Origin of the sequence: Cupriavidus pampae, from assembly GCF_914271485.1 — a bacterium.
Taxonomy (GTDB): Bacteria; Pseudomonadota; Gammaproteobacteria; order Burkholderiales; family Burkholderiaceae; genus Cupriavidus; species Cupriavidus pampae.
The window spans coordinates 31,274-51,366 of the sequence record NZ_CAJZAG010000008.1 but is presented as its reverse complement, the minus strand read 5'-3'; the positions used below and the strand labels follow the sequence as shown (position 1 = coordinate 51,366).

At 65.8% G+C, this 20,093-nt stretch carries 17 protein-coding genes; 1 reads left to right on the top strand and 16 read right to left on the bottom strand.

Annotated features, from left to right (window positions below; genetic code table 11):
* Positions 1-21 precede the first annotated feature (21 nt).
* The 5 genes from LDO41_RS20235 to LDO41_RS20215 form a co-directional block, all read right to left on the bottom strand.
* The gene (locus tag LDO41_RS20235; protein ID WP_223991513.1) at positions 22-468 is read right to left on the bottom strand and encodes an NUDIX domain-containing protein; all 447 of its coding nucleotides are present in this window, start codon (positions 466-468) and stop codon (positions 22-24) included.
* Positions 469-476: 8 nt separating this feature from the next.
* Positions 477-1,355 carry an ATP-binding protein gene (locus tag LDO41_RS20230; RefSeq protein ID WP_223991512.1) on the bottom strand — a complete coding sequence of 293 codons (879 nt, stop codon included), beginning with the start codon at positions 1,353-1,355 and terminating at the stop codon, positions 477-479.
* Positions 1,356-1,384: 29 nt separating this feature from the next.
* Positions 1,385-2,611: a bifunctional glutamate N-acetyltransferase/amino-acid acetyltransferase ArgJ gene (gene argJ, locus LDO41_RS20225; protein ID WP_223991511.1), complete on the bottom strand. Its 1,227-nt coding sequence runs from the start codon at positions 2,609-2,611 to the stop codon at positions 1,385-1,387.
* Positions 2,612-2,724: 113 nt separating this feature from the next.
* Positions 2,725-5,517 (bottom strand): preprotein translocase subunit SecA, encoded by a 2,793-nt coding sequence (gene secA / locus LDO41_RS20220; RefSeq protein WP_223991510.1) that lies wholly within the window; start codon positions 5,515-5,517, stop codon positions 2,725-2,727.
* A gap of 227 nt (positions 5,518-5,744) precedes the next feature.
* A complete protein-coding gene (locus LDO41_RS20215; protein ID WP_223991509.1) occupies positions 5,745-6,659 on the bottom strand; it encodes a M23 family metallopeptidase in 915 nt (304 codons plus the stop codon).
* Between the two features lie 108 nt (positions 6,660-6,767).
* Between LDO41_RS20215 and LDO41_RS20210 the strand changes: the two genes are divergently transcribed.
* Complete coding sequence (locus tag LDO41_RS20210) at positions 6,768-7,283, top strand: DciA family protein (protein ID WP_223991508.1); 516 nt, start codon at positions 6,768-6,770, stop codon at positions 7,281-7,283.
* Between the two features lie 21 nt (positions 7,284-7,304).
* Here the strand turns inward: LDO41_RS20210 and LDO41_RS20205 are convergent, their stop codons facing one another.
* The 11 genes from LDO41_RS20205 to LDO41_RS20155 all read right to left on the bottom strand — a co-directional run bounded on the left by LDO41_RS20205 (position 7,305) and on the right by LDO41_RS20155 (position 20,060).
* Positions 7,305-8,192 (bottom strand): alpha/beta fold hydrolase, encoded by an 888-nt coding sequence (locus LDO41_RS20205; RefSeq protein WP_223991507.1) that lies wholly within the window; start codon positions 8,190-8,192, stop codon positions 7,305-7,307.
* Between the two features lie 171 nt (positions 8,193-8,363).
* Positions 8,364-9,281, bottom strand: coding sequence for a UDP-3-O-acyl-N-acetylglucosamine deacetylase (gene lpxC, locus LDO41_RS20200; protein ID WP_223991506.1), 918 nt, complete (start codon positions 9,279-9,281; stop codon positions 8,364-8,366).
* A 153-nt stretch (positions 9,282-9,434) separates the two neighbouring features.
* Positions 9,435-9,941 carry a peroxiredoxin gene (locus tag LDO41_RS20195; RefSeq protein ID WP_223991505.1) on the bottom strand — a complete coding sequence of 169 codons (507 nt, stop codon included), beginning with the start codon at positions 9,939-9,941 and terminating at the stop codon, positions 9,435-9,437.
* 393 nt (positions 9,942-10,334) lie between these two features.
* Positions 10,335-11,525 (bottom strand): cell division protein FtsZ, encoded by a 1,191-nt coding sequence (gene ftsZ / locus LDO41_RS20190; RefSeq protein ID WP_223991503.1) that lies wholly within the window; start codon positions 11,523-11,525, stop codon positions 10,335-10,337.
* Between the two features lie 107 nt (positions 11,526-11,632).
* On the bottom strand, positions 11,633-12,865 hold the full coding sequence (gene ftsA, locus LDO41_RS20185; RefSeq protein WP_223991500.1) for a cell division protein FtsA: 1,233 nt from the start codon (positions 12,863-12,865) through the stop codon (positions 11,633-11,635).
* Positions 12,862-13,749 (bottom strand): cell division protein FtsQ/DivIB, encoded by an 888-nt coding sequence (locus LDO41_RS20180; protein ID WP_223991498.1) that lies wholly within the window; start codon positions 13,747-13,749, stop codon positions 12,862-12,864. The genes ftsA and LDO41_RS20180 overlap by 4 nt, the downstream gene beginning before the upstream one ends.
* A 46-nt stretch (positions 13,750-13,795) precedes the next feature.
* Complete coding sequence (locus LDO41_RS20175; RefSeq protein ID WP_223991496.1) at positions 13,796-14,779, bottom strand: D-alanine--D-alanine ligase; 984 nt, start codon at positions 14,777-14,779, stop codon at positions 13,796-13,798.
* Positions 14,776-16,197: a UDP-N-acetylmuramate--L-alanine ligase gene (murC, locus tag LDO41_RS20170; protein ID WP_223991494.1), complete on the bottom strand. Its 1,422-nt coding sequence runs from the start codon at positions 16,195-16,197 to the stop codon at positions 14,776-14,778. Before murC ends, LDO41_RS20175 begins: the two co-directional genes overlap by 4 nt.
* Positions 16,198-16,210: 13 nt before the next feature.
* Positions 16,211-17,278 carry an undecaprenyldiphospho-muramoylpentapeptide beta-N-acetylglucosaminyltransferase gene (murG, locus tag LDO41_RS20165; RefSeq protein WP_223991492.1) on the bottom strand — a complete coding sequence of 356 codons (1,068 nt, stop codon included), beginning with the start codon at positions 17,276-17,278 and terminating at the stop codon, positions 16,211-16,213.
* Positions 17,275-18,516 (bottom strand): putative lipid II flippase FtsW, encoded by a 1,242-nt coding sequence (gene ftsW / locus LDO41_RS20160; RefSeq protein WP_223991490.1) that lies wholly within the window; start codon positions 18,514-18,516, stop codon positions 17,275-17,277. Before ftsW ends, murG begins: the two co-directional genes overlap by 4 nt.
* Positions 18,513-20,060 (bottom strand): Mur ligase family protein, encoded by a 1,548-nt coding sequence (locus LDO41_RS20155; protein WP_223991488.1) that lies wholly within the window; start codon positions 20,058-20,060, stop codon positions 18,513-18,515. Before LDO41_RS20155 ends, ftsW begins: the two co-directional genes overlap by 4 nt.
* Between the last annotated feature and the right edge of the window lie 33 nt (positions 20,061-20,093).

The following is a 20,093-nucleotide window of genomic DNA, read 5'->3' as shown; positions in this document are numbered from 1 at the left end:
CGCGCTCTGCCCGGCGCGTCCCTATTGCTGCTGCGCTTCCTCCGAGAGCCACGCGACGACCGGGATGGTGGCCGGCAACAGCGGCTCCACTTCCACCGGGACCGTCTGCCATGCAAACGCCTGGCCTTCACGACCGACGGGCTCCCCCCGCCATGCCGTGACCTTACAGAAATATAGCCGCACATACGCGTGCGGGTAGTCGTGCTCGAGCACATGCCAGCGCTCGCTGCGTGTCACATCGAGGCCGAGCTCTTCATGCAGTTCGCGCGCTAGCGCCGCCTCCACCGACTCGCCCGGCTCCAGCTTGCCGCCCGGAAACTCCCAGTAGCCTTCGTACGGCTTGCCAGCCGGACGCTGAGCCAGCAAAAAGCGTCCGTCGGCCTGCACCAGCACGCCGACCGCGACCTCGGTCACCTTGCGCGGTTGTCCGTTGGCGTCGAGGCCGGTATCACGCTGAGTGCCGTTCATTGCATCGCTCATGCGTACGGCTTGCCGTGCTTGCCGCCCCAGTCGCGCGCGAACTGCCACGCGACACGGCCGGAACGCGAACCGCGCTCGAGCGCCCACACCAGCGCGTCGCCGCGCGCGGCGGCAATGTCTTCCTCGGTGCAGCCGAAGTGCGACAGCCAGTGGCCGACGATGGCCAGATACTCGTCCTGCTTGGGCGGATAGAACGACAGCCAAAGACCGAATCGCTCCGACAGGGAAATCTTCTCCTCGACCACTTCGCCGGGATGGATCTCGCCGTCGTCGGTATGACGATAGGTCTCGTTGTCCTTCATGTACTCGGGCAACAGATGGCGGCGGTTCGACGTGGCGTAGATCAACACGTTGTCCGATTGCGCGGCCACCGAGCCGTCGAGCGCGGACTTCAGCGACTTGTAGCCGGACTCGCCATCCTCGAACGACAGGTCGTCGCAGAAGATCGCGAAACGCTCGGGACGCTGCGACAGCTGTTCGACGATATCGCCGAGGTCGCCCAGGTCATCCTTGTCTACCTCGACCAGTCGCAGTCCGTCTTTCACAAACGCGTTGAGGCACGCCTTGATCAGCGACGACTTGCCGGTGCCGCGCGCGCCCGTCAGCAGCACGTTGTTCGCCGGCAGGCGGTTCACGAACTGGCGCGTATTGGCGACGATCGCATCTTTCTGGCGCTCGATGTTCTTGAGGTCGTCCAGATGAATCGGCGGCAGCTGCCTGATCGCCTGCAGATAACCGATATTGCCGAACAGGCTCTGTCGCTTGCGCCAGCGAAACGCTACCGCCTCCTGCCAGTCCGCGTCAGTCAGCTGCGGCGGCAACCATTGTTCGAGTCGGGCGAGAAAAGCGTCAAGGCGATTGGCAAGGTCAGACATGATGGGGCGAGTCCTGCAGCTTGATTGGATTACGAACGATAGTCGGCGTTGATGGACACGTAGTCGTGCGACAGGTCGCACGTCCACACCGTGGCTTCGGCATTGCCGCGGCCGAGCGCGACGCGCACGGTGATCTCGGCCTGCTTCATCACGCGCTGGCCGTCTTCTTCGCGGTACTCGGGATTGCGGCCACCGTCGCGCGCGACCCAGACGTCGTCGAGCCACAGGTTGACGCGGTTCACATCGAGATCGTCGACGCCGGCATAGCCAACGGCGGCCAGGATGCGGCCAAGATTGGGGTCCGATGCGTAGAACGCGGTCTTCACCAGCGGCGAATGGGCGATGGCATAGGCGATCTGGCGGCACTCGGCCACGCTGTTGCCGCCCTCGACGCGAATCGTCATCAGCTTGGTCGCGCCCTCGCCATCACGCACGATCATCTGCGCGAGTTCCTGCGCCAGCGAGGTCACCGCTTCCTTCAGCGCGGCAAACGCGGGGCCGTCGGCCCGATCGATGGTGATGCCGGACTTGCCCGTGGCGATCAGCACGAACGAGTCGTTGGTCGAAGTATCGCCATCGATCGTGATGCTGTTGAACGAGTGGTCCGCCGCATGCGACACGAGCTGCTGCAGCACCGGCTGCGCCACGCCCGCGTCGGTCGCGATAAACCCAAGCATCGTCGCCATATTCGGGCGAATCATGCCTGCACCCTTGCTGATGCCGCTCAGCGTGACCGTCTTGCCGTCGATCTGCACCGTGCGCGAGGCCGCCTTCGGCTGCGTGTCGGTGGTCATGATCGACTCGGCGGCGGCCAGCCAGTTGTCGGGCTTCGCATTGGCGATGGCCGCGGGCAGGCCGGCGGTCAGGCGATCCACGGGCAACGGCTCGAGGATGACGCCGGTCGAGAACGGCAGCACCTGATTGGCCGCGATGCCGAGCTGCGCCGCCACCGCGTCGCACGTGGCGCGCGCGGCCACGAGGCCCGGTTCGCCAGTGCCCGCATTGGCATTGCCAGTGTTCACCACGAGCGCGCGAATGCCCGCCCCCGCGGCCAGATGTTCACGGCACACCTGCACGGGCGCCGCGCAGAAACGGTTCTGCGTGAACACGCCGGCCACCGTGCTGCCGTCGGCCACGCGGACCACGAGCACGTCCTTGCGGTTGGCCTTGCGGATGCCCGCCTCGGCCCAGCCAAGCTCGACGCCGGCCACGGATTTCAGGTGTTCTGCCTGCGGCAGCGGAAGGTTGACGGCCATGAGCGATACCTCTGCGAATGTGTTCTGATGCGTTTTCTGGTGCTACTGATGAACATGCCCGCATGGCGCGGGCATGAACGTGATACTTGAGACGACCGGCGGTCAGCGCGCGATCAGCTCAGACGGCCGTGGCACTGCTTGAATTTCTTGCCCGAGCCACACGGGCACGGGTCGTTGCGGCCGACCTTCGGCATGCCCGCGAGCTCCACCTCGCCGCCCATGGCGGCCGAGGCAGCCATCGCGGTGCCGCGGCGCGCCAGCGACGCGTCTTCCACGGGCTCGCCACCTTCGGCGAACTCGTCATGCTTGAACTGCAGGTTCTCGAGGTGAGCGAGGTTTTCCTCGATCTGCTCGGACGCCTGCTCGAGCTGCTCCGGCGACTGAATCTGCACGTTGAAGATCACGCGCGTCACTTCGGCGCGAATCACGTCCAGCAGGCGCGCGAACAGTTCGAACGACTCGCGCTTGTACTCCTGCTTCGGATCCTTCTGCGCATAGCCGCGCAGGTGAATGCCCTGACGCAGGTGATCGAGCGCGGCCAGATGCTCGCGCCAGTGCGTGTCGATACTCTGCAGCATGACCGAGCGCTCGAAGCCGGCAAACGATTCGCGGCCCACCTGATTCACCTTGGCCTCGTACTGCTCGCGCGCCGCGGTCATGATCATGTTGAGCAGTTCTTCATCCTCGATGCTCTGCGCGGCCTCGATGGTCGCGGCCAGCGGCACCGGCAGGCTCCAGTCGTCGCGCAGGCGCTGCTCGAGGCCCGCCACGTCCCACTGTTCTTCCATCGACTCGGCCGGCACGTGCTCGCGGAACATCTCCACGAGCTCGCTCTCGCGGAGGTTGCCGACCATGTCGCCAACGTCCTTCGCTTCGAGCACGTCGTTGCGCAGCTTGTAGATTTCCTTGCGCTGGTCGTTGGCCACATCGTCATACTGCAGCAGCTGCTTGCGGATATCGAAGTTGCGGCCTTCCACCTTGCGCTGCGCCGATTCGATCGAGCGCGTGACGATGCCGGCTTCGATCGGCTCGCCCTCGGGCATCTTCAGACGTTCCATGATCGCGCGCACACGGTCACCCGCGAAGATACGCAGCAGCTGATCGTCGAGCGACAGGTAGAAGCGCGACGACCCCGGGTCACCCTGGCGGCCCGCGCGGCCACGCAGCTGATTGTCGATCCGGCGCGACTCGTGACGCTCGGTACCGACGATATGCAGGCCGCCGGAGGCCTTCACGGCGTCATGCAGCGACTGCCATTCGTCCTTGAGCTGCGCGATGCGCACGGCCTTCTCTTCGTCGGACAGACTGGCATCCGCCTCGATGAAGCCCGCCTGCTTCTCGACGTTGCCGCCGAGCACGATGTCGGTACCACGACCGGCCATGTTGGTCGCGATCGTGACCATCTTCGGACGACCGGCCTGCGCGACGATCTCCGCCTCGCGCTCGTGCTGCTTGGCGTTGAGCACCTGGTGCGGCAGCTTTTCCTTGTTCAGCAGATCGGACAGGTACTCCGAGGTCTCGATCGAGGTCGTGCCCACCAGCACCGGCTGGCCACGCTCGTAGCAGTCGCGGATATCGCGCACCACGGCGTCGTAGCGTTCCTTCGACGTCTTGTAGATCTGATCCTGCAGATCGTTGCGCTGAGCCTGGCGGTTGGTCGGGATCACCACGACTTCGAGGCCGTAGATTTCCTGGAATTCGTACGCTTCCGTGTCGGCCGTACCGGTCATGCCGGCCAGCTTCGTGTACATGCGGAAGTAGTTCTGGAACGTGATGGTCGCCAGCGTCTGATTTTCCTGCTGAACCGTCACGCCCTCCTTCGCTTCCACGGCCTGGTGCAGGCCATCGGACCAGCGGCGGCCCGTCATCAGGCGACCCGTGAATTCGTCGACGATGATCACTTCGTCGTTCTGCACCACGTAGTGCTGGTCGCGATGGAACAGGCTGGCCGCGCGCAGTGCGGCGTACAGGTGGTGCATCAGCGTGATGTTCTGCGGCGCGTACAGCGATTCGCCCTCGGCGATCAAACCTTGCTGCGCGAGGATCTGCTCGGCCTTTTCATGGCCGGCCTCGGTCAGGTAGACCTGATGGCCCTTCTCGTCGACGTAGTAGTCGCCGGGCTTCTCCACGCCGGTGCCGTCCGCCTTCTCTTCGCCGATCTGGCGCTCGAGCAGCTTCGGAATGCCGTTCATGCGCTGGTACAGGTCGGTCTGGTTCTCGGCCTGGCCCGAAATGATCAGCGGCGTACGCGCCTCGTCGATCAGGATCGAGTCCACCTCATCGACGATCGCATAGTTGAGCGGACGCTGCACGCGCTGCGACGGGTCGTAGACCATGTTGTCGCGCAGGTAGTCGAAGCCGAACTCGTTGTTGGTACCGTACGTGATATCCGACGCGTAGGCGGCCTGCTTCAGATCATGCGGCATCTGCGACAGGTTCACACCCACCGACAGGCCCAGGAAGTTGTACAGACGGCCCATCCACTCGGCATCGCGCTGCGCGAGGTAGTCGTTCACCGTCACGACGTGCACGCCCTTGCCCGAGATGGCGTTCAGGTACACCGCCAGCGTCGCGGTCAGCGTCTTGCCTTCGCCGGTGCGCATTTCGGCGATCTTGTTGTCGTTGAGCACCATGCCGCCGATCATCTGGACGTCGAAGTGCCGCATCTTCATGACGCGCTTGCTGGCCTCGCGGCACACCGCGAACGCTTCGGGCAGCAATGCCTCCAGCGCTTCGCCACCGGCGTGGCGCTGGCGGAAGGTCTCGGTCATGCCGCGCAGCTCGTCGTCCGAAAGCTTTTCGAACTTCGGCTCGAGCGCATTGATCTGCAAGACCGTGCGGCGATATTGTTTGATCAGCCGTTCGTTGCGGCTGCCGAAGACTTTCTTGAGAAGGCCCGTGATCATCGAGTGCTTTCACCTGCGCGCTGGTTGGACACAGAGTCGGATGCGTATGACTCTGTATCGATCAGCGGCGCGAGACATTGGAAACGTTGGCGCTGAAAAAACTGGCGCAAAACGCCGAGTTTATCACGCGCCCGTGGGGCGGCTTGCGTCCGCGCCACCCCCTCTCGACTCGCGACCCGGCCCTGGTCACCCCGGTTTGACGCAACCCCGGGAGCCGGGTTCATTACTCAGCGAATGGCCGCGCGGTCGGTCGGCGTGGGCGCCGTCGCCGACATCAGAAAACCCGCCGGGTTGCGCGCCTGGCCGTTGACATGGACTTCGAAGTGCAGGTGTGAGCCCGTCGAACGGCCCGTGCTGCCCACCTGGGCGATGTTCTGGCCCGCACGCACGAGGTCGCCAACCTTGACCAGCGAGCGCGAAACGTGCGCGTAGCGCGTCTTGAGGCCATTGCCATGGTCGATGTCGATCATGTTGCCGTACTCGTGGTGCCATTCCTGCGCCACCACCACGCCGCCCGCGGCCGCCACGATCGGCGTGCCGCCGGGTGCCGCGAAGTCGACGCCGTCATGCTGCACGCGCCGTCCCGAGAACGGGTCGATGCGGGCGCCGAAGCTCGAGGCGTTGTAGCCGGTGGCCACCGGCATCACGCGCGGCAGGCGCCGGTCGCTCAACTGGCGGTCCTGCAGCGTGGTTTCGATGACGTTGAAATAGTCGGCCCGGTGGTCGGCGTCCTCGCCCAGCTGTTTCAGCGCGGTATCGAGATCGGGCAGCGTGAGTTCCGCCGCCGCCGACCTGGCATGGCGTTCCGGGCCGCCACGCGGCGGTACATGACGGAAGTCGAAGTCCTGCGGCGAGATGCCCGCCAGGCCCGAGACGCGCTCGCCGAGCGCGTCGAGGCGCACCATGCGCGCCTGCAATTCGCCCACGCGCGTGGCCATGACCGCCAGATTCTCGCGCAGGTAGTCGTTGTCGCGCGCTACCGCGGCGGCGCCGGCCCCACGGCTGGCGAACTGCCACGTCAGGCCCGACGCTGCCGCCGCGACCAGCGCGCACATCAATGTGAGCGCCAGCACGGCGCGCAACCGCGTGAGTTCGAACCGCACCACGCGTGTACCGCGCGGATGAACCATGATGATCTGCATGACATACCCCTTCCGACCAAGGTCCGCCTACCGGGCATGATGCCCGCGCGGATGTCGCGTACCTCCCGCACTCTCATGGGCGCGGGATTGCACGCTAGAATTCACGGCATGCGAATGTTCACACACCACGCGCTCCAGACGCAGGCCGCCAAGCCGCTCAACGACTGGCTGGAAAAATCCGGTCCGGTGTCGTCCCTGATGCGGACGGCGCGGGATCTGGCGTCTCTGGAAGCGGAAGTTCTGTCGCTGCTGCCCCAAGGCCTGCAGGGACTGCGAACGGGCATCTCGGTCGCCGGCATCAAGCAGGACAACCGTGGACCGCAGACGGAGCACACCTTGCTGCTATTGGCCGCCAACGGGGCGGCCGCGGCGCGCGTGCGCCAGGTGGCGCCAACGTTGCTTTCCAGGCTGCAGCAGCGGGGCTCGCAGGTTACCGCAATCCGGGTAAGGGTTCAACCGGAGGCCGGCCGGAGCGACTGGGACACCGGGCCGGTGGTACGCCAGCGCCAGCGCGACATGACGCCGCTCGGCCTGACCAGCATGGACGAACTGTCGCGCAGTCTGCCCGACTCCCCGCTGAAGGCCGCCGTCGATGCGCTGCTGTCCCGCCACGGCCGCCGTTAGGCAGTAGCCGTCATGCAGTCGTCAGGCCGCCGGGTCTGATGCGGCCGGCGGCAGGAAGCTGACCACCGCATCGAGGAACGCCGCCGGCGTCTCCGAGAACGTGAAGTGCCCCGCTTCGCCGAGCACGATCAGCCTCGCCCCCGGAATGCCACGTGCGATGGCACGGCTGGCGCGCGGCGGACATACCCAGTCTTCCCGCCCCACCACCACCAGCGTCGGCGCCGCGATCTCGGCCAGGCGCGGCCGCAGATCGTAACCGGGCGCAATCGCCGTCATGAAATGACGCATCATCCCGACCGTCATGATGCTCAGCGCCGTCAGCCGCGGCGGTACGTGCATGTGGCTGGGCGCGGCGTAGAACGGCCCAACCTCGCGGAAGAAATCGGCCACGCTCTCGTCAGTGATATCACCGCCGAACACGCGGCCCGCCACCGCGAGCGTCTCCGGCCCCGCGCGCGATGCCAGCGATGGCGCGGGCTCGGTGCCTTCCTCGTCCATGATCGGCTGCACGGTCGGTGAACTGCCACACAGGATCAGTCCCGCAACCAGCGTTGGATGGCGCAGCGCGAGGTGCATTGCGACGAAACCACCGGCCGAGTGCCCGAACACCTGAACGCGCGGCAGGCCAAGCGACGCGCACAACGCGGCCACATCGTCGGCCATCTGCTCGAGCGTGCAGCTCTCCAGCGGCGGCCGGCCTGAACGGCCCTGCCCGCGCAGATCGACGTAGAGCAATTGCGCGTGATCGCGCAGCGGGCCGAGGCCCGGCTTCAGGTAGGCGTGATCGAAGCCCAGCCCGCCGTGGAGCACCACGAGCACCGGCTTGCGCAGCAGTTCGCCATGGCCGGGGTCAAACTCCGCGCCGTCGATGTCGTAGAAGAGGGTGGTGTCGTTGAGGTGGGCGTACATGCGATTCCTGTGGCAGCGCTGAAGGGCGTGATCGCACCAGCTTGACAGCCGCCACCGATCGCATTGCTAGCAAAAGCCCGCATTGCCGCGATTCGCATGGGCGATACAAAGCGAAACAAGGCACGAAAAAAAAAGCTCCCTTGCGGGAGCTTTTTTCGTGCGCGACCGCCTTCAGGCGAAGGCCGGCTGGATCTGCGGCAGGAACGCGACCGGTGCGTCCTCCACCTTGTCGAACGTCACGATTTCGTACGCTTCCTGGTCCGCCAGCAGCGCGCGCAGCAACTGGTTGTTGAGACCATGGCCGGACTTGTGCGCGACGTAGGCGCCGATCAGCGGATGGCCGACCACATAGAGGTCGCCGATCGCATCGAGAATCTTGTGGCGCACGAACTCGTCGCCGTAACGCAGTTCCTCGTTGTTCAGCATGCGGTGCTCGTCGAGCACGATCGCGTTGTCGAGGCTGCCGCCACGCGCCAGGCCCATCTCGCGCAGCGCTTCCACTTCGTGCGCAAAGCCGAACGTGCGGGCGCGCGCGATTTCGCGCACGTAGCTGGTGTCGGCAAAGTCGATCGAGAACGTCTGACCGGTCTTGTCCACCGCGGGATGACGAAAATCGATCGTGAACGCGAGCTTGAAACCGAAGAACGGCTCCAGCCGCGCGAGCTTGTCGCCTTCGCGCACTTCCACCGCTTTCTTCACGCGGATGAAACGCTTGGCGGCCGACTGTTCCTCGATGCCCGCCGACTGCAGCAGGAATACGAAGGACGCCGCACTGCCGTCCATGATCGGAATTTCCTCGGCATCCACATCGACGTAGAGATTGTCGATACCGAGGCCCGCGCAGGCGGACATCAGGTGCTCGACCGTCGAGACGCGCGCGCCGTTCTTCTGCAGCACGGACGCCAGACGTGTATCACCGATGGCCGAGGCGGCCACGGGAATCTCGACCGGCTCGGGCAGATCGACGCGGGTGAAGATGATGCCGGCGTCGGCGGGTGCGGGACGCAGGGACAAGGTCACCTTGCGGCCGGAGTGCAACCCGATTCCGACGGTCTTCACCAGAGATTTGATGGTGCGCTGTTTGAGCATGCCAGCCTCAACTATTGCCTAAAGCTATTGGCGTTATTTTTCAATAACGCAATACTACCACCGCCTTGTATCCCGCGCTGCACCACTTTGTTTCGGGGTGTTAGCGCAACGGTCATATATTGCGAGTAAATCACAATTTGGCGGTGGGTCGTATCAGCCGCGCAACGCCGCGAGGACGGCTTCGGCACTACTGACCTTGAATTCGCCCGGACCTTCGATGGCGAGGTGCGTCACCACGCCGTCGTCGATGACCATGGCGTAGCGCTTGGCGCGCACACCGAGGCCACGGCCGCTCAGATCCTGGTCGAGGCCGAGCGCGCGTGCCCACTCCGCGGCACCGTCGGCCATCATACGGACCTTGCCGCCAGCCTGCTGCTCACGGCCCCATGCACCCATCACGAACGCGTCGTTGACCGAATGGCACCAGATCTCGTCCACGCCGGCGGCTTGCAGCTGATCGGCCAGCGCGACGTAGCCTGGCACATGCTTGGCCGAGCAGGTCGGCGTGAACGCGCCGGGCAGACCAAACACCACCACCTTGCGGCCCTTGACCAGCTCCGCAACCGGGAACGCATTGGGACCGAGCGCGCAGCCACCGGTCTCGACTTCGAAAAACTCATAGAGCGTGGCGTCGGGCACGCGATTACCAACGGCGATCATGCGGGGGGTCCTTTCGGTTGAAGCCTGCCTGCATCATAGGGGCGGATGCAGCCGTGACCAAGCCGCAGTCACGCAAGAGGGCACTGCGGGTCGCAATTGAAACACGTTTTCAGAAAAGCCGTCCGCCCCGGGGTCGGTCAGACCTCGGGGCGGACGGCAGCATCCCGCCACCGGAAGGGCGAGAAACAGTCCGGGGAGGCGGCCGCTGGCACGCCTGTTCCGGCAACGGGATGCGGACGGAGGCTTTCCTGCACGGCGTCGCGTGACGGCCGGCACAGTCAGGACGAGTCAGGCCCCGCGTGGCACGAGCGGATGGGGAGCGCTCATGCCACGCGCGTGGGGCGCGGCGCGTTCTGTCTGGCGCGGCCGCTGCGCGGCACCGCCGGACTCAACTCAGTCCGCCTGCTTGCGCAGGAATGCGGGAATGTCGTACGTATCGACGCCCTTCTCCTGCAGCGCGGCCACGTGTGCCGACGCCGATTCGCGCGACGAACGCCATACCGCCGGCGTATCCAGGCCGCTGTAATCCGGCGAGGCATGGCTCGGTGCCGCCACCATGCCAGCCATCATCTGCACCGGGTTGTTGTCGGTACCCGTACGCAGCAGCGTCATCGGCTGTTGCTTCTTGGCCGAACGGCCCAGGCCTGTCGCCACCACGGTCACGCGCAGCGCATCGCTCATCGAGTCGTCGTACACCGTACCGAAGATCACGGTCGCATCTTCCGCGGCATAGCTGCGGATGGTGTTCATGACTTCCTTGGTTTCCGACAGCTTCAGCGAACGGCTGGCCGTGATGTTCACCAGCACGCCACGCGCGCCGGACAGGTCCACGCCTTCCAGCAGCGGACTTGCCACGGCTTGTTCGGCCGCCAGGCGCGCACGGTCCACGCCGGACACGGTGGCCGTGCCCATCATGGCCTTGCCCTGCTCGCCCATGACGGTTTTCACGTCCTCGAAGTCGACGTTCACCAGACCATCGACATTGATGATCTCGGCGATGCCGGCCACGGCGTTGTGCAGCACGTCATCCGCGCACTGGAAGCACTTGTCCATCTCGGCGTCGTCGCCCATCACTTCGAACAGCTTCTCGTTGAGTACAACGATCAGCGAGTCCACCGACGACTCGAGCTCGCTCGAGCCATGCTCGGCGACCTTGGCACGGCGCGCGCCTTCGAACTCGAACGGCTTGCTGACCACGCCCACGGTCAGGATGCCCATTTCCTTGGCAACCTGCGCCACGATCGGCGCGGCACCCGTACCGGTACCGCCGCCCATGCCGGCAGTGATAAAGACCATGTGCGCGCCGCGCAGCGAGTCGGCGATCTGCTCACGCGCCTGATCCGCGCAGTTGCGACCAACCTCCGGCTTGGCACCAGCGCCCAGACCCGTGTTGCCCAGTTGCAGCACCCGCGAGGCGGTGGAACGCTTCAGCGCCTGCGCGTCGGTATTCATGCAGATGAATTCCACACCCTGCACACCGCGGCTGATCATGTGCTGCACAGCGTTACCGCCCGCGCCACCCACACCGACCACTTTGATGATGGTGCCGTCCTGCAACTCCGATTCGATCATGTCAAAGTCCATCACTGCCTCCGAGAAGAATCAGTCCCCAAACGCTGCAGCCTCCCCGCCGCAACCCTTGGTTTCTGAACAAAAAAACAGAAAAGAGAAAAATCAAAAAAAACCGCTCGTCAGAAATTGCCGACGAACCATTCCTTCATACGTGTCCACACCTGCTTCACCGAACCGCTCTGCACGGCCACCTTGCGGCCCCGCATGCGCTGCACGCGGCCTTCCAGCAGCAGGCCCATCACCGTCGAGTAGCGCGGGCTCTTCACCACCTCGTGCAGGTTGCCGCGATACTCGGGCACGCCCACGCGCACCGGCTTCAGGAAGATGTCTTCGCCCAGTTCCACCATGCCCGGCATCATCGCGGTGCCGCCAGTGATGACCACGCCCGACGACAGCAGTTCCTCATAGCCCGACTCGCGCACCACCTGATGCACGAGCGAATACAGTTCTTCGATGCGCGGCTCGATCACCGCGGCCAGAGCCTGGCGCGACAGCGTGCGGGTGCCGCGATCGCCCACGCCGGGCACTTCGATCATGTCGTCCGGATCGGCAATCGCCTGCTTGGCGATGCCGTACTGGATCTTGATGTCTTCGGCATCGGGCGTCGGCGTGCGCAACGCCATGGCGATGTCGTTGGTGATCTGGTCGCCGGCGATCGGAATCACCGCGGTATGACGGATCGCGCCTTCGCTGAAAATCGCGATATCGGTTGTGCCGCCGCCGATATCGACCAGCACCACGCCGAGCTCCTTCTCGTCCTCGGTCAGCACCGCGAGGCTCGAGGCCAGCGGCTGCAGGATCAGGTCGTGCACTTCCAGGCCGCAGCGGCGCACGCACTTGACGATGTTCTGCGCCGCGCTGACCGCGCCCGTGACGATATGCACCTTCACCTCGAGGCGGATGCCGCTCATGCCGATCGGCTCGCGCACGTCCTCCTGGCCATCGATGATGAATTCCTGCGTGAGGATGTGCAGGATCTGCTGATCGGTCGGGATATTGACCGCCTTGGCGGTCTCGATCACGCGCGCCACATCGGTCTGCGTGACCTCCTTGTCCTTGATCGCGACCATTCCGCTCGAATTGAAGCTGCGAATGTGGCTGCCCGCGATGCCGGTGAAGACTTCCGAGATCTTGCAGTCGGCCATCAGCTCGGCTTCTTCAAGCGCGCGCTGGATCGACTGCACGGTGGCCTCGATATTGACCACGACCCCCTTCTTGAGCCCCTTGGACTCGGATTGGCCCATCCCGATCACTTCGTAGCTGCCGTCGGGGCGCAATTCCGCGACCACCGCCGCCACCTTCGAGGTGCCGATGTCCAGACCAACCAGAAGGTCCTTGTATTCCTTGCTCATCGAGTTTTCTCCGCGTTCTTGCTCTTGAGTCGCGTCGGATTGTTATTGGGACCATTACCTGCCGCCGCGCGCGTTGCCGCGGTGGCCGCCGCCTTGGCCGCTGCCGCGGCCTGCGCATCGGTCAGGAAGCGCACATTGGCCGCACGAATCGCAAAGCCGTTGGGGTAGCGCAGATCCGCGTACTCGATCTGCCGGCCCCACTGTTCAGTCACCTGCGGCCACGCCGTCACGAACCGCTTGACCCGGGCTTCCATCGCCGCCCGGTCCTCCTCGGTCTGCTCGCGGCCCAGCTCGACGACCATGCCGTTGGACAGCCGCGCGCGCCACGCATAGCGCGACGACAGCGCCACCGCCAGCGGCTCGGCCTTCAACGGCTTGAACCATTCGCGCATGACCTCCAGCTTTTCCACCACATCGCCCTGGCTGTCCGGCGGCCCGTCGAGCGCCAGCAACTGGGCATCTTCTTCCGCCTCGGCGGTATTGGCGACGAACACCTCGCCATACGTATTGATCAGGCGGCCGGTGTCCGCGCCGCCCCACGTGCCGAGCGCCTCGTGCTCTTCCACTTCCACGGCCAGCCCGTTGGGCCATTCGCGGCGCACGCTTGCGCGGCGTACCCATGGCACCGACTCGAACACCTGGCGCGCGGCATTGAGGTCGAGCGTGAAGAAATTGCCCGACAGCTTGCCCAGCGCGTTGGCGCGCACGCTCGGTCCGTTCACGTGGCGCAGCGTGGCGCCGTCCATCGACGACAGATCGACATGAGTGATGGCGAACACCGGCCGCTGGGCCAGCCACAACAGGCCGGCCGCGAGCGCCATCACCGCCACCAGCGCGTAGAGCGCGGAAGCGATGAGGTTGAGTGCGCGTGCGTTGTGCCACATGTCTTGGTTGATCTCGGTCGTCTATTTCAGTTGTCGATTTCTGGCGTTACTCGGGCTTCCAGTGTTCGTTGGGGTGCAGCTCCAGCGTGGCCTGCGCCACGACCTGCAGCACGAAATCCTCGTAGCTGATACCGGCCGCGCGCGCGGACATCGGCACCAGCGAGTGACCGGTCATGCCGGGCGAGGTATTCATTTCAAGCAGGTAGGGCTTGCCGTCGCGCGTGAGCATGACGTCGGCACGCGCCCATCCCCGGCAGCCGAGCACGCGGAACGCGTCGACCACCAGCTTGCGCACCTCGCCCTCGATGGCGGGAGGCAAACCTGACGGGCACAAGTATTGGGTAACGTCAGTAAAGTACTTATTTTGATAGTCGTAGTTCGACTCGGGCGCGACAATCTTGATAACTGGCAGCGCTTCGGCGCTGGCGCCCTCCCCCACCACGGGGCAAGTCAGCTCGTCGCCGTCGATGAACGACTCGGCAATCACGTCGAGATCGAGCGCGGCCGCCTTCTCGAAAGCGGCCTGCATCTGGTCCGCGGCGGTGACCTTGGTCAGGCCGATCGAGGAGCCTTCACGCGCGGGCTTGACGATCAGCGGCAGGCCGAGGTCGAGCACCACGGCCGCGAAATCGGTATCGGCCCGCAGCATCGCGAAGCGCGGCGTCGGCAGGTCGTGCGTGATCCAGAGCCGCTTGGTGGCCTGCTTGTCCATGGCCAGCGCGGACGCGAGCACACCGCTGCCGGTGTACGGAATGCCGAACTGCTCGAGCAGCCCCTGCATGGTGCCGTCCTCGCCGTAGCGGCCATGCAGCGCAATGAAGACGCGGTCGAACTTCTCGGCGACCAGGTCCGTCAGCGGGCGCAACGCGGGGTCGAAGCCATGCGCGTCCACACCGCGCGCCAGCAGCGCGGCCAGCACGCCGTTGCCCGACAGCAGCGAGATTTCGCGCTCGGCGGAACGGCCGCCGAACAGCACGCCGACCTTGCCGAGCGATTTCGGATCGATATTGGGGTTGGCGACGAAGCTCATGCCTGGCCTCCTGCCTGTTGCTGGTGGGACACGAGTTGTCCCGGAACGCCGCCGATCGACCCGGCACCCATCGTCACCACCACGTCGCCGGGGCGTACCGCGGTCAGGATGGCCTGCGCCATCTCGTCGATCTGTTCCACGAACACCGGCTCCACCTTGTTGGCCACGCGCAGCGCACGCGTCAACGCGCGGCCGTCGGCGGCGATGATCGGCTGCTCGCCGGCCGCGTAGACCTCGGCCAGCAGCAGCGCGTCAACGGTGCCCAGCACCTTGATGAAATCCTCGAAGCAGTCGCGCGTGCGGGTAAAGCGGTGCGGCTGGAAGGCCAGCACGAGCCGGCGGTCCGGGAACGCGCCGCGTGCCGCGGCCAGCGTCGCGGCCATTTCCACCGGATGGTGACCATAGTCGTCGACCAGCGTGAAGGTGCCGGTGCCATCGGGCGTAGCCACCTCGCCGTAGCGCTGGAAGCGACGGCCCACGCCGTGAAATTCGCGCAGCGCCTTGACGATCGCGGCATCGGGGACTTCGAGCTCGGTCGCAATGGCGATCGCGGCCAGCGCGTTCTGGATGTTGTGCAGCCCCGGCAGATTCAGCACCACGTCGAGCGGCGGCTCGGCGTGGCCGTTGAGCTGGCGCAGCACCGTGAAATGCATCTGGCCATCGACCGCGCGCGGATTGACCGCGCGCACCTGCGCATCCTCGGCAAAGCCGTAACGCACCACGGGCTTGGACACGAACGGCAGAATCTCGCGCACGTTCGGGTCATCCACGCACAGCACCGCGATGCCGTAGAACGGCAGGCGCTGCGTGAACTCGATAAACGCCTGCTTGAGCCGCGAGAAGTCGTGCCCGTACGTCTCCATGTGGTCCGCGTCGATGTTCGTGATCACTTCCATCACCGGGAACAGGTTCAGGAACGACGCGTCCGATTCATCGGCTTCCGCCACGATAAAGTCGCCGGTACCCAGGCGCGCGTTGGCGCCCGCGGAGTTCAGGCGGCCACCGATCACGAAGGTCGGATCGAGTCCGCCCTCGGCCAGCACCGAAGCCACCAGGCTCGTGGTGGTGGTCTTGCCGTGCGTGCCGGCAATCGCCACGCCCTGCTTGAGCCGCATCAGTTCGGCCAGCATGACCGCGCGCGGCACCACCGGGATGCGCTGCGCGCGCGCGGCCAGCACCTCGGGGTTGTCGTTGGTGACGGCGGTCGATACGACCACCGCGTTGGCGCCCGCCACATTGGCGGCGTCGTGCCCGTGGGTCACGCGCGCGCCGAGCGAGGCCAGCCGCTTCGTGGCCGCATTGCTGCCCACGTCCGACCCCGACACCTTGTAGCCCAGGTTCAACAGGACCTCCGCGATGCCGCTCATGCCGGCGCCGCCGATGCCTACGAAGTGGATGTTTTTGACGATATGCTTCATCGATTCCGTTCTGTCATGCGCCCGCCATCTGATCGCAGATCTCGGCGACGCGCCGGGTTGCTTCAGGTTTGGCCAGGCCGCGCGCCGCGCGCGCCATGTCTTTCAATTGCGGCCGCGACAGGGTGGCCAGCGTCTGTGCCAGCCCCTGCGCGGTCAGTTCATGTTGTGGCACCAGCAGCGCCGCTCCCTGTTTCGACAGGAATGCGCCATTGGTGGTCTGGTGGTCGTCCACCGCGTGCGGGAACGGCACGAACAGCGCGGCCACACCGGCGGCCGCCACTTCCGAAACCGTCATCGCGCCCGCGCGGCAGATGACCAGATCGGCCTCGGCATATGCCGCGGCCATGTCGTCGATAAACGCCACGCACTCGCCCGCCACACCGGCGGCGGCGTAGTTCGCGCGCAGCTGATCGATCTGCTTGGCGCCGGCCTGATGCCGCACCACCGGCTGTGCCGACTCCGGCAACAGCGCGATGGCCTTCGGCACCACGTCGTTGAGCGCGGCCGCGCCCAGGCTGCCGCCCACCACGAGCACGCGCAGCGGGCCGGTGCGGCCGTCATAGCGCTGCTCCGGCGGGGCCAGTTGCGTCACCTCTTCGCGCACCGGGTTGCCGGTCCATTCGCTGTTCGGCAGCGCATCGGGGAACGCGCACAACACGCGGTCCGCCACCTTCGCCAGTACCTTGTTGGTCAGGCCCGCGATGGAGTTCTGCTCGTGCAGCACGAGCGGACGCCCCAGCAGCGACGCCATCATCCCGGCCGGGAACGTGATGTAGCCCCCCATGCCGAGTACCACGTCGGGCCGCACGCGGCGCAGCGCGCCGATGCTCTGCCAGAACGCGCGCAGCAGATTCAGCGGCAGCAGCAGCTTGGTCACGAGACCCTTGCCGCGCAGACCGCCGAACTGGATGAATTCCATCGGAATGTCATGCTTCGGCACCAGCGTCGCTTCCATGCCCGTGCGATTGCCGAGCCAGACCACGCGCCAGCCTTCGTCGCGCAACGCCCGCGCGACCGCCAGCCCCGGGAACACATGTCCCCCGGTGCCGCCAGCCATCACGAGCAGCGTGCGTGCGGTCATACCTTCCCCCCACGCATCAGAACGCGATTCTCGTAGTCGATACGAAGCAGAATCGCCAACGCAACACAGTTCATCAGGATGCCGGAGCCGCCGTAGCTCACCAGCGGCAACGTCAGCCCCTTGGTCGGCAACAACCCGAGGTTCACGCCCATGTTGATAAAGGTCTGCCACCCGATCCATACGCCGATGCCCTTCGCCACCAGCCCCGCGAACGTGCGATCCAGCTGCAGCGCGGTGCGGCCGATGCCGAACGCGCGGCGCACGAGCCAGTAGAACAGCACAATCACCACCAGCACGCCGATAAAGCCGAATTCCTCGCCGATCACCGCGAGGATAAAGTCGGTATGCGCTTCCGGAAGGTAGTGCAGCTTCTCGATGCTGCCGCCCAATCCCACGCCAGTCCATTCACCGCGGCCGAATGCGATCAGCGAGTGCGTGAGCTGATACGCCTTGCCCAGCGCGTTGCTCTCTTCCCACGGATTCAGATACGCGAAGATCCGCTCGCGCCGCCATGGCGACGCGGTAATCAGCAGCGCGAACGCGCCCACCGCCACCCCGACCAGGCCCGCGAACAGCTTGCCGTTGATGCCACCGAGGAACAGGATGCCCATGGCCACCGCGGCGATCACGAGAAACGCACCCATGTCGGGCTCGAGCAGCAGCAGCATGCCCACCACCACCACCGCCACGCCCATCGGCAGGAAGCCCTTGGACACGGTCTGCATCCACTCCTGCTTGCGCACCGTGTAGTTGGCCGCGTACAGCACCACCGCGAGCTTCATCAGCTCCGACGGCTGGAAATTCATCACGCCGAGCGGAATCCAGCGCCGCGCGCCGTTGACGCCCTTGCCCACGAACGGGACCAGCACCACGATCAGCAGCAGCAGCGCGATCACGAACAGCTTGGGTGCGTAGCGGTCCCACACCTTGACCGGGATCTGGAACGCGATCAGCGCCGTGGACAGCCCGATAAACAGCGCAAACGCGTGCCGCCACAGGAAATGGCTTTCGCGGTAGTTGGCGTAGCGCGGCGAGTCAGGCAGCGCGATCGAGGCCGAATAGACCATCACCAGGCCGAACGCGAGCAGCACGATCGACACCCACAGCAGGGGCTGGTCGTACTCCATCATGCGGGAACGTGTCGGCTTGACCCCCGAGACGGCATCGCGCAGGCCACCCCACGCGTTGCCGATGGTGGCGCCGATGAAACCGCTGCGCTTGACCTGTGCGTCGTTCATGGCAGGATCCCCCGGGACAGTGCCAGTTCTTCCACCGCGCCGCGGAACACCTCGGCGCGATGCACGTAATTGCGGAACATATCGAGACTCGCGCAGGCCGGCGACAGCAGTACCACGTCCCCCCCGTGCGCCAGCCCGGCCGCCTGCATCACGGCGGCCTCGAGCGATTCCGCATCGAGCAGGTTCGCCCCCGTAGCCTCCAGCGCCGCGCGCAGCTCGCCCGCGTCCTTGCCGATCAGCACCACCGCGCGCGCGTACTGCGCCACCGGCGCCGCCAGCGGCGAGAAATCCTGCCCCTTGCCCTCGCCGCCCGCGATCAGCACCACGCGCTTGTCCAGCCCGTTGAGCGCCGCCACCGTGGCACCGACATTGGTGCCCTTGCTGTCGTCGAAGTACTCGACCTCGTCGATCGTTGCCACCCATTCCACGCGATGCGGCTCGCCGCGATACTCACGCAGGCCGTGCAGCAACGCCGACAGCGGCAGATCGATCGCGCGGCACAGCGCCAGCGCGGCCATCGCATTGGTCGCGTTGTGCAGCCCGCGGATATGCAGCGCGTCCGCCGGCATCAGGCGCTTGTGGCGCACCGGCACGGCTTCCTCGACGGCACCGGCCGCCTTGCGGCGACGTGGCTTCTGCTCGCCTTCGGCCTCGCTATCGGGCTCCGCCAGCACGAGCCACGGCATGCCGCCCTCGCGCAGCACGCCATAGCTACCCGCGTGTTCCGGCAGATCGGTGCCGAACGTCACCGGCGTACGACCGGAATCGCGGCCTGAATCGCGACCCGAATCACGACCCGAGCGCGCCATGTCCATGGTCAGGCGGTCGTTGCGGTTGAGCACCTGCACGCAACCCTTGTCCGCCGGCCCGAACACGCGCGCCTTGGCGGCCGCGTACGCTTCCATGGTGCCGTGCCAGTCGAGGTGATCCTGCGTGACGTTGAGCACCGTCGCCGCATGCGGCGCCAGCGAGAACATGTATTCCAGCTGGAAGCTCGACAGCTCCAGCACCCACACGTCGGGCAGCGTCGCGCTGTCGATGCACGCCGACAGCTTGTCCAGCGCGGACGGGCTGATATTGCCTGCCACCGCCACGGTCTTGCCCGCGCGCTCGACCAGACGGCCGGTCAGCGCGGTCGTTGTGGTCTTGCCGTTGGTGCCGGTAATCGCCAGCACGCTCGGCGCGTAGCCAGACACGCCTTCGAGATAACCGAGTGCCTGCGCGAACAGTTCGATCTCGCCCCACACGGGAATGCCACGTGCCTGCGCGGCGTCCAGCAGCGCACGGGTGGCTGGCTCGTTCGGCGAGAGGCCCGGGCTGATCGCCACCAGTGCCACGTCGTCGAGCAGCGACTCGGTGAAAGCCCCGCCGACAAAGGCGGCATTGCTCACATCGGCCCGCAGCGCGGTCAGGTTGGCAGGCGCCTCGCGCGTGTCGGCCACACGCACGCGGCAGCCGTTCCGGCCGCACCAGCGTGACATGGCCAGCCCCGACTCGCCGAGGCCCAATACCAGCACATGAGGTTTCTGCAACGCGCCAAACACTTCGTATTCCCGCCTTCTATCCAGTTGATCAGT